Source organism: Streptomyces sp. NPDC093568, from assembly GCF_044764945.1.
Taxonomy (GTDB): Bacteria; Actinomycetota; Actinomycetes; order Streptomycetales; family Streptomycetaceae; genus Streptomyces.
The window spans coordinates 1-8,018 of sequence record NZ_JBIWJD010000040.1 but is presented as its reverse complement, the minus strand read 5'-3'; the positions used below and the strand labels follow the sequence as shown (position 1 = coordinate 8,018).

6 protein-coding genes and 1 pseudogene are annotated in these 8,018 nt (G+C 69.6%); 4 read left to right on the top strand and 3 right to left on the bottom strand.

Features of this window, described 5'->3' with window-relative positions:
* Positions 1–337: 337 nt before the first annotated feature.
* Positions 338–769: an IS200/IS605 family transposase gene (gene tnpA, locus ACIRD7_RS43145; RefSeq protein WP_403461548.1), complete on the top strand. Its 432-nt coding sequence runs from the start codon at positions 338–340 to the stop codon at positions 767–769.
* Positions 766–1,974, top strand: a complete 1,209-nt coding sequence (locus ACIRD7_RS43140; RefSeq protein WP_403461547.1) for an RNA-guided endonuclease InsQ/TnpB family protein — start codon at positions 766–768, stop codon at positions 1,972–1,974. Before tnpA ends, ACIRD7_RS43140 begins: the two co-directional genes overlap by 4 nt.
* A 276-nt stretch (positions 1,975–2,250) precedes the next feature.
* Here the strand turns inward: ACIRD7_RS43140 and ACIRD7_RS43135 are convergent.
* Positions 2,251–2,871, bottom strand: a pseudogene (locus tag ACIRD7_RS43135) (patatin-like phospholipase family protein); the annotation flags it as partial.
* Between the two features lie 58 nt (positions 2,872–2,929).
* On the opposite strand from ACIRD7_RS43135, the gene ACIRD7_RS43130 reads away from it, so the two are divergent.
* Positions 2,930–3,523, top strand: a complete 594-nt coding sequence (locus ACIRD7_RS43130; RefSeq protein WP_403461546.1) for a TetR/AcrR family transcriptional regulator — start codon at positions 2,930–2,932, stop codon at positions 3,521–3,523.
* A 1,093-nt stretch (positions 3,524–4,616) separates the two neighbouring features.
* Positions 4,617–4,991, top strand: coding sequence for a hypothetical protein (locus ACIRD7_RS43125; RefSeq protein WP_403461545.1), 375 nt, complete (start codon positions 4,617–4,619; stop codon positions 4,989–4,991).
* 257 nt (positions 4,992–5,248) lie between these two features.
* On the opposite strand, the gene ACIRD7_RS43120 is transcribed toward ACIRD7_RS43125, so the two are convergent.
* Entirely contained in the window at positions 5,249–5,890 is a 642-nt protein-coding gene (locus ACIRD7_RS43120) for a Rid family hydrolase (RefSeq protein ID WP_403461544.1), read from the bottom strand.
* On the bottom strand, positions 5,887–7,497 hold the full coding sequence (locus ACIRD7_RS43115; RefSeq protein WP_403461543.1) for a flavin monoamine oxidase family protein: 1,611 nt from the start codon (positions 7,495–7,497) through the stop codon (positions 5,887–5,889). The genes ACIRD7_RS43120 and ACIRD7_RS43115 overlap by 4 nt, the downstream gene beginning before the upstream one ends.
* Between the last annotated feature and the right edge of the window lie 521 nt (positions 7,498–8,018).

The window sequence follows — 8,018 nt, the reverse complement described above, 5'->3', positions numbered from 1 at the left end:
CAGAAAGTCCCGGATCCCGGCCTCGCGCAACCGGACTCCCGCGCCGACCCCGCAGATGCCGGCGCCGATGACGATGACCTCGAAAGGGGCGCTCACGCCGTGGTGCTCCTGCCGACGGCTCGTCGGACACGGTCGGAGGGTGTACGCAGGGAGACGTCGAGGGTGGCCGGGCGGCGGGCGACGTCCATCAGGACCTTGCCAGGGAACGCCCCCGTTTCAGCGGGGTGGGGAATAGCTTCTTTGGCCCGCTCTGACCTCAACTGTGGGCGCGGATCCGCACTGTTCACCTGTACCGCCCTTCCTGCCGCACTAGACATGTCGCGTATGTACAGTGATCGTGACTGGGACCAGGAAGGTTCAACGGTCCTCCGGTGGCGTGTACGACCTCGGGCTCCACGAGGTGTGTGGCCCGAAGTACCGCCGTCCGATCCTCGGTGGCCGGGTCGCGGTCCGGCTGGACGAGTTGATCCGGCAGAAGGTGGACGAGAAGGGGTGGGAGATCGTGGCCCTTGAGGTCATGCCCGACCATGTGCGCCTCTTCGTCAAGCACGACCCGAAATCGTCGGCGTCGTGTGCGGCGAACCAGTTCAAGGGCTTCACCTCCCGGGTGCTGCAGGCGGAGTTTCCGCACCTGAAGTCGCGGATGCCCACGCTATGGTCGTCGTACTTCGCCGCCTCGGTCGGCGCCGTGAGCACGGCGACGGTGGAGAAGTACATCAACACCCAGTGGGAGCGTGCCGGGAAGAAGGAGAAGGGGGACGCCTCGTGATACGTGCGTACACGTTCCTCCTTCGTCCCACGGCCGGTCAGGAGGCGGCGCTTCGGGCGATGCTGGCCGACCACTGCTCGCTGTACAACGGGGCCTTGCAGGAGCGCCGGGACGCATGGCGGCACAGCTCCAGGACCTCGATCAAGTACGGGGACCAGTCCGCCCAGCTCAAGGAGATCCGGGCGTTCGACCCGGAGCGGCAGGGACGCTGGTCGTTCTCCTCGCAGCAGGCCACTCTGCGTCGCCTGGACAAGGCGTTCCAAGCCTTCTTCAAGCGGGTGAGATCCGGTCTCACGCCGGGATACCCCCGCTTCAAGGGTGTCGGGCACTTCGACACCGTGATCTTCCCCAAGGACGGCGATGGCTGCCGCTGGGACTCCACCCCGAACGACCGGCAGACCCGCGTGCGTCTGCAAGGCGTGGGGCACGTCCGTGTGCACCAGCACCGGCCCGTGCGCGGCCGGGTCAAGACGATCAGCATCAAGCGGGAGGGTCGCCGCTGGTACGTCGTCCTCGCTTGCGACGATGTACCCGCCGAGCCGCTTCCGGCGTCCGGCAGAATCGTCGGCATCGACATGGGGACGGTGCACTTCTTCACCGACTCCAATGGCGTGCACGAGCCGAACCCGCGCTTCCTCCACGCGATGACGGAGGAGCTCGCCAAGGCGCAGCAGCACCTTGCGACGTTCCCTAAGCGCACCCGGCGCCGGACGAAGAAGCACCGCGCCGCAGCGCGGAGGGCCGCCAAGCTGCACGCCAGGATCCGGCGTCAACGCCTGGACCACCACCACAAGACGGCCCTGACTCTCGTTCGTGACAACGACGTGATCGGGCACGAGAAGCTGAACACGGCGGGCATGACCAAGGGCCCGCAGCCCAAGCCCGACCCCGACAACGGTGGCGCGTTCCTCCCGAACGGTGCCGCCGCCAAGGCCGGGCTGAACCGAAGCATCCTGGACGCGGGTTGGGGGCAGTTCCTCACGGTCCTGGCGAACAAGGCTGAGAGCGCCGGTCGCCGAGTGATCGCTGTGGACGCCCGCAACACCTCCCGCACCTGCCCCGACTGCGGGCACGTCGCGAAGGAGAACCGCGTCACCCAAGCGAAATTCGAGTGCGTCAAGTGCGGCCTGGTGGAGAACGCCGACAGAGTGGGCGCGCTGAACGTTCTGCACAGGGCCGGGCTGGTCCTCTGCGACGGCCCGTAGCCACCGATCCAGGAAGCCCGCGACTTCAGTCGTGGGTGGAGTCACGAAGTTGAAGCCCATGACGGCCAGTTCCTCGGCGCCGGGCTCGATCCGGACGACGCGGGTCCCCGTTGCTCGAAGCAGGTGTTCCTCCGCGTCGAGGGTTCGGGTCATCCAGCGCCTGAGGACGCGTTCGAGGCGGCTCAGCCCGGTGGCGGGCGCGCCGCCGGACGTCGTCATCGGGGCGACGATCACCACCTCGTCCAGGCCGAGCGGGGCAACGAGGTCTGCCGACGTCGGCGACAGCACCCCGCCGTCGAGGTAGGTGCGCCCCTCGATCCGAACGGGAGGGAACCAGCCCGGGATCGCCCATGACGCGGCGATCGCGCTGCCGATGTCGGCGACCGGGGCGCCCGGCGAACCGAAGGCGATCCGTCTGCCGGTGCGCGTCTGGGCCGCCACCAGCCACGTACGTGCCGAGGCGAGCCACGTGTGGCCGTCCGCGAGCGCGGCGCCGAAGCCCCGCAGCCACCCCGCATCCCCACGGCCGCGCGGCAGGAGGCCGAGCAGCCCCGACCCGAGCGGCACACGGCCGCGGACTGCCGCCGCCGTCAGCCCGGCGCCCGGCAGCCCCGGCCACGGAACCGGTGGCAGGGCGCCCGGGTGCGCGCCGACGTGCCGCAGGAGCAGCGGGTCCGCGTCGGCCTGGCCCTGCAGGGCGGCGAGCAGGTCGCAGACCGACCGGCCGGAGCCGAGCACGGACACGACCTCCGCCCCCGCCGAGGTCCCCACCAGTACCTCTGCCGTGCGGACATCCCAGTCGAGTTGCTCCTCCACCGCGGCCAGCGCCGCGACCGCCCATGCGAAGCCGAGGGTCCCGCCGCACCCGACGACCAGCCCACGTCGCTGACCCGCCATAGATTCTCCCGGTATTGGAATTCCAATGGAATTCGAAAGCTAGCGGTATCCTGCGGGGGTGGCAAGACTGACCCGGGCCGAGAGCCAGGCCCGCACCCGCGAACACGTCCTCGAGACCGCGTACGCGCTCTTCCTGAACGACGGCTTCACCGCAACGTCAATGGAGCGTGTCGCCGAGGCGGCGGGCTACTCGAAGGGGGCGGTGTACTCCAACTTCACCACCAAGAACGAGCTGTGCCTGGCCGTCCTCGACCGCATCGCCGCGCAACAGGTGACACAGCTGGCTGCCGCGATGGGCGACGCCCCCCACTTCGAGGACCGGATCGCCGGATTCGCCCGCTGGGCCGAGGAGACCATCGGCGACAGCTCCTGGACCTCGCTGGAAGTCGAATTCGCCACCGCCAACCGCCACGACAAGCAGGTGTGCGAGCAACTCGCCCAGCGCCGGCGCACCGTCACCGACACACTCGCGGACCTGATCCAGGCACAGGCCGACGAACTCGGCATCACACCTGCCCCGCCCGCCGACACCGCCGCCCTGACCCTGCTCAGCCTCGGCATCGGGCTCGGCGTCCAACGCGCCTTCGACCCGACCGTCCCAGTGCAACCCCTCGTCGACCTGCTGCACAGCATCATGAGCAGGCACCCCTGAGGACACCACGCTGCTGCGCCGAAGGCGCCGGCGCCCGGGCGAAAGGGCGACCTGGAGCCGAGCGGGGCGATCGGCGCGAAAGCCCTGTTGCCGAGGCCCGCTGGGACGTTGCACCGCTCACGGAGCCGTCGCCGACCGCCATCCCTGCAGGCGGCCTTTCGCGCGTCCCACACAAGGAGCTCGCTGCGGACCGGAGTTCCGCCCGGCGCCGGAGACCTGGCCGGAGCCGGCGGCGGTGACCGGGAACGACACGCCCCGCTACGGCAAGGCCGAGGCCCGCGCCTGGGCCTGGGCCTGGGCCTGGGCCTGGGACAGGATCCACCCCCGGCTCACCCACCGCTCGGCCAGTTCAACCGCCGCAGGCCCCGCCCCACCTCTCGGTCGACCAATCCGGGATTCACCGCGTGCTTGCGCCCGCACCCCGTGACGTCCACGCCCAGCAACTCCCGCACGCCGTGGTCTGCGGCGAGAGCGAAGGCACACCTCGGCTCCGAAGGAATGCCCCAGCAGCAGCCCGCCGCCACCGGGTGCGTGGCGGGCAGTGAATGCGGCGATGGCGGCCCGCACGGTCACGGCCTGCGCGGTCAGTGTCTGCCTGCGGGGAAAACGGCCGAGTCAAGCACCGAAGCCGGAGCGGTCCAGTGCCAGCACGGTGTAGCCCAAGCGGGCACCCAACGCCAGCAGGGACACATCCGGATGCCCGGCCGTCGAAATACCCGGCGTTCATGCCCCCGCCGTGCAGCGCAACGATCACGGCACAAACAGAGCCGTAGGCGGGCTCACTCATCAGGCCGGACAGCGTGACACTATCCGCACCGACGCTGACCGGCCGTACGCCCGGGGGCACTTTCCTGTCGCACACGTGCGGGACAGCCGGCGTTCGGGCGGCTGCCCGCACCCTGGATGCGTCATCCACGGCGCAGAGCCCAACCGGGCCAGGAAGGGGACCGCCTCCCCTACCGCCCTGCCAGCCGCACACAGCAGTGAAGAAGAACCCTGCCGCGGCCAGCCGAAGCGCCTGCCCGCCGTGCGCGCAGCCGCATCAGTCCTGCAGCTACGTCAGGGACGGGTGGGCCGCATAAGCTCTGCTGTCATGTCGAACCCTGATGAACTGCTCGTCGCCCTCTCCGCCGCGGTGGAGATGGGGGGAAGCAACCAGATGTCGCTGACCGTGGTCGTGGGCGGCGCCGTCATCACCGGCCGGCTGGCTCCCGAGGCCGTCTGGAGGGAGCGGGTGGCAGAGGTCCTCAAGGACTCCGACCGTCTCGGCCCGTTCGCGGACGTCTTCGCGCGCAGCGCCCAGGAAAACCACTCCGGCCGCAACGAGGCACCCACGCACCTGCACTTCCATCTCGCCCGCATCCTGCAGGGCACCTTCGGGATCCCAGAGACGGGCGGCATGTACCGCGTCGCGATCAAAGACGTCAGCGCCTGGTCCATCGGAGACCTCATCCACTCCACCCAGTGAGATGCCCGCCTTCCGAGGAGAGCCCGAACTGGCCTCGTGGCCTCGTGGCCTCCGGGGCCGGTATGGCTCTTTGCCCCTGTCGCTGCTGATCCGGGGGGTGCTGCCCGGCGCGTTGCCCGGCCCGCGCTCTTCGCACTGGGAGACAGCGCAGCGCCTTCGACGACTGGCTGGGGCTGGCGCCCGGCAGGGGCAACGTCGCTTCGGGCCGGGCCTGTGGCAGGGCCCGGCCCTTCGCTGCAGTTGCCCCGCCGTGCCTGTCAGCGTTTCTTGTAGGCGGCGGCGACCTCGACCTCTACCAGCCAGCCCCTGACGGCCAGTGAGGTGACCTCCATCGTGGCGCGCGCAGGACGGGCCTTATTGGCGACCAGCGGTGCCTTGGGGGCGGAGGTGCCCATCGGGACCGGGATCACCTCCTTCGAGGCGAGGTCGATGTTGGCGAAGTACTGGCGGTAGGCGCGGTTCCATCCGGCGTAGTCGGCGGTATCGGCGCCGGGCGGCTTCATCAGGTAGCACTTCATCGTGATGACGTCGGCCAGGGTCAGGCCCGCCGCTTCGAGGTTGGTCTTGATGTTGCGCAGGACGACAAGTGCCTGCGCCTCGGTGACCGTGACTCCCGTGGCGCCCTGGGTGAGGGCCGGGTCGGTGTAGAGCTCGGGTGAGCCTGCCGGGGCGGTGGGGTTGAGCGCGGTCGGCCCGAGGCCGCTGCTCTGGTAGGTCGCCACCTCACCGCCAATCGCCACGCCGGTGGCGATGGCCGGGTTGGACTGGCCTTCGGGCAGCATGACGCGGACCTCTTTGGGGCCGGGCCACCAGCCCTTGCCCTCGGCGAGCGCGGTGCCGCCGGCCAGGAGCGTGGCGGTCAGGGCCGTACCGATCACCACCCTTGCACGTCGTTTCATGCGGCCATCACTCTCTCGTGGATGTCGGTTACGACTTTGCGGGCCGAGCTGAACGCGCCGTGCTGCCAGGCGATGACATGGCTGAGCCAGTCGCCGGCGAAGTAGACGTGCCCGGCGGGCTGGTTGAGCAGCGTGTACTCGGGCCCGGTCTGCGAGGGCCAGCCCACCCAGCCGGCCTCGATGTGAGGTGTGCGGTGCCAGGCGACGCTGAAGGAGTGATCGAGTTCGGTGCGGTACTTCTCGCCGTGGATCTTCACGCCCCGGCTCACCGCCCGGGCAACGCGCTGGGCGTGCGGCAGATCGCTGTACGCGAGGGCGTTGGCGCCGAAGTTGTAGTAGCCGATGAGGGTGCCGCGGCGGCCCTGGTAACCATAGGAGGGGTACCAGATGGTGGCCAGGTCCGTGTCGGTCGGCGTGATACCGCCGTAGATGTGCTCGTCCGTCTCCCACCAGCGGCTGCGGTACTCGAGGCCGACCTTGCCGACGGGGGTCGCAACGGCGTATTTCAGCGCCGCAGTGATGCCGGTCCCCAGGTTGTGCTTGAGCCGGGCCATGACCATGGGAGGCATGGCTGCCACAACGAAGTCGGCGCGCTGGGTGCGGGTGCGGCCGCCGACGTCCTCGTAGGTGACCTCGGCACCGTCCGGCAGGTTCTTGACCTCCAGCGCCTTGGCACCGTAGGTGATGCGGTGCCGGCCGATCGCCTCGGCCAGGGCATACGGGATCGCGTCCATTCCGCCCACCGGCTGGAACATCAGCATGGCCTGGTCGTAGCCGAGTTCAAAGGCAAAGCGCTGCCCCACGCCGCTGGCGATGACATCCGACAGCGTCGGCACCGGGCTGAGGACCGTGCCGTTCTCGAAGGCCGCGCCCGGTTCGACCAAGTAGCCTCGCCGGTCGGTGCCGGTGTAGGCGTAGCCGTCGGCTTTGCCCTTGAGGGCGCCGAAGCTCTGCAGAAACGCGATCAGTCGTTCCTTGTCCTGCGTGGTGAGCCGTGCGTCCAGGGCGCCTTGGTCGGTGGCCTTGGCGAGGAGTTCGGAGACGTAGCCGTAGACGTCGGCCTTCGCCGTGCGCCAGCGCATGGGCTTGCCTGTGAGGGCAGCGCTGTTCTCGTGGTAGATGTACGCGTTGGCGTTCTGGTTGGTGAACACCTCAAGTTCGACGCCGAGTTCGCGGCAGTACTCGAGAGTGACGTGGGACTGCGGCAGCCGGGCCGGGCCTGCGTTCATGTACTGGCCCTTGGTGAACGACGCCGTCTGCGTTCGCCCGTCGAGGTCGGTCAGTGTCGTGCCGCCACGGACCGTCCAGTTGCGGCCCCCGGGGCGGTTCTTCGCCTCCAGGATCCGGCAGTCGTAACCGGCTTTGCCCAGCTCGTACGCCGTCGCCAGGCCGGCTATGCCGCCGCCGAGCACGAGCACCTTCTTCCCGCCGCGCCCGGTGAGCGTGAAGTCGCTTCGCTGGGGCGCCCGGTACTCGTCCGCCCTCACGTCCGGCACCGGGGCGAGCCCGAGTGCGCCCATCGCCGAGTACAGCACTCCGGCGCCACCCGCGACGCCGACGGATCTCAGGAAGTTACGGCGGGATGCCGGGGATTGCTCTGCAGCCATCATTCCCTCCTCACCCGCACCCCGGGCGCGCGCCGGCCGGGGTGCGATCGTTCGATCAACCCGGTCACGTGGGGGGTGCGAGTCACTGAGGAGACCGGAGGTGCACCATGAGCCTCCGTCAGTACTGTTACAACGCCATGCCACTGACGTAACCGGTCCGGACGGAGCGCTGCGCACCGGGAGGAAGGAGCGGCCGCGCTCCCCTGAACGTCCCGCGCAGCGACGGTGAAGCGCACCCTGCAGGGGTTTGCAAGGTGCGCCACAGAGCGGAGCGGCAGCATCGGGGGGGTGCCGGGCGGGGCTTGGCCATGACGCGGTCCCGGCCACACTGCATCGGACTCCGGCAGCGAAGCTCTACACGACCAGCCGCTCGGCCATCCCCGGCACCTTCGCCCGCAACGGGGTCATCAGCTGCTGACAGCCTGCCTTACTGGCCCTAACAAAGCCTCTGGACGTGCCGGTGGGTGATCAGGCAGACAGCGAGGCCGAGGAAGGCCTCGTGGATGTCGTCGCGTCGTTCC

What these genes read in the sequence shown, in the direction of transcription:
- ACIRD7_RS43125 (WP_403461545.1), top strand. Translation starts at nt 4,617, where the DNA reads ATGTCGAACCCTGATGAACTGCTCGTCGCCCTCTCCGCCGCGGTGGAG.
- ACIRD7_RS43120 (WP_403461544.1), bottom strand. Translation starts at nt 5,890, where the DNA reads ATGAAACGACGTGCAAGGGTGGTGATCGGTACGGCCCTGACCGCCACG.
- ACIRD7_RS43115 (WP_403461543.1), bottom strand. Translation starts at nt 7,497, where the DNA reads ATGGCTGCAGAGCAATCCCCGGCATCCCGCCGTAACTTCCTGAGATCC.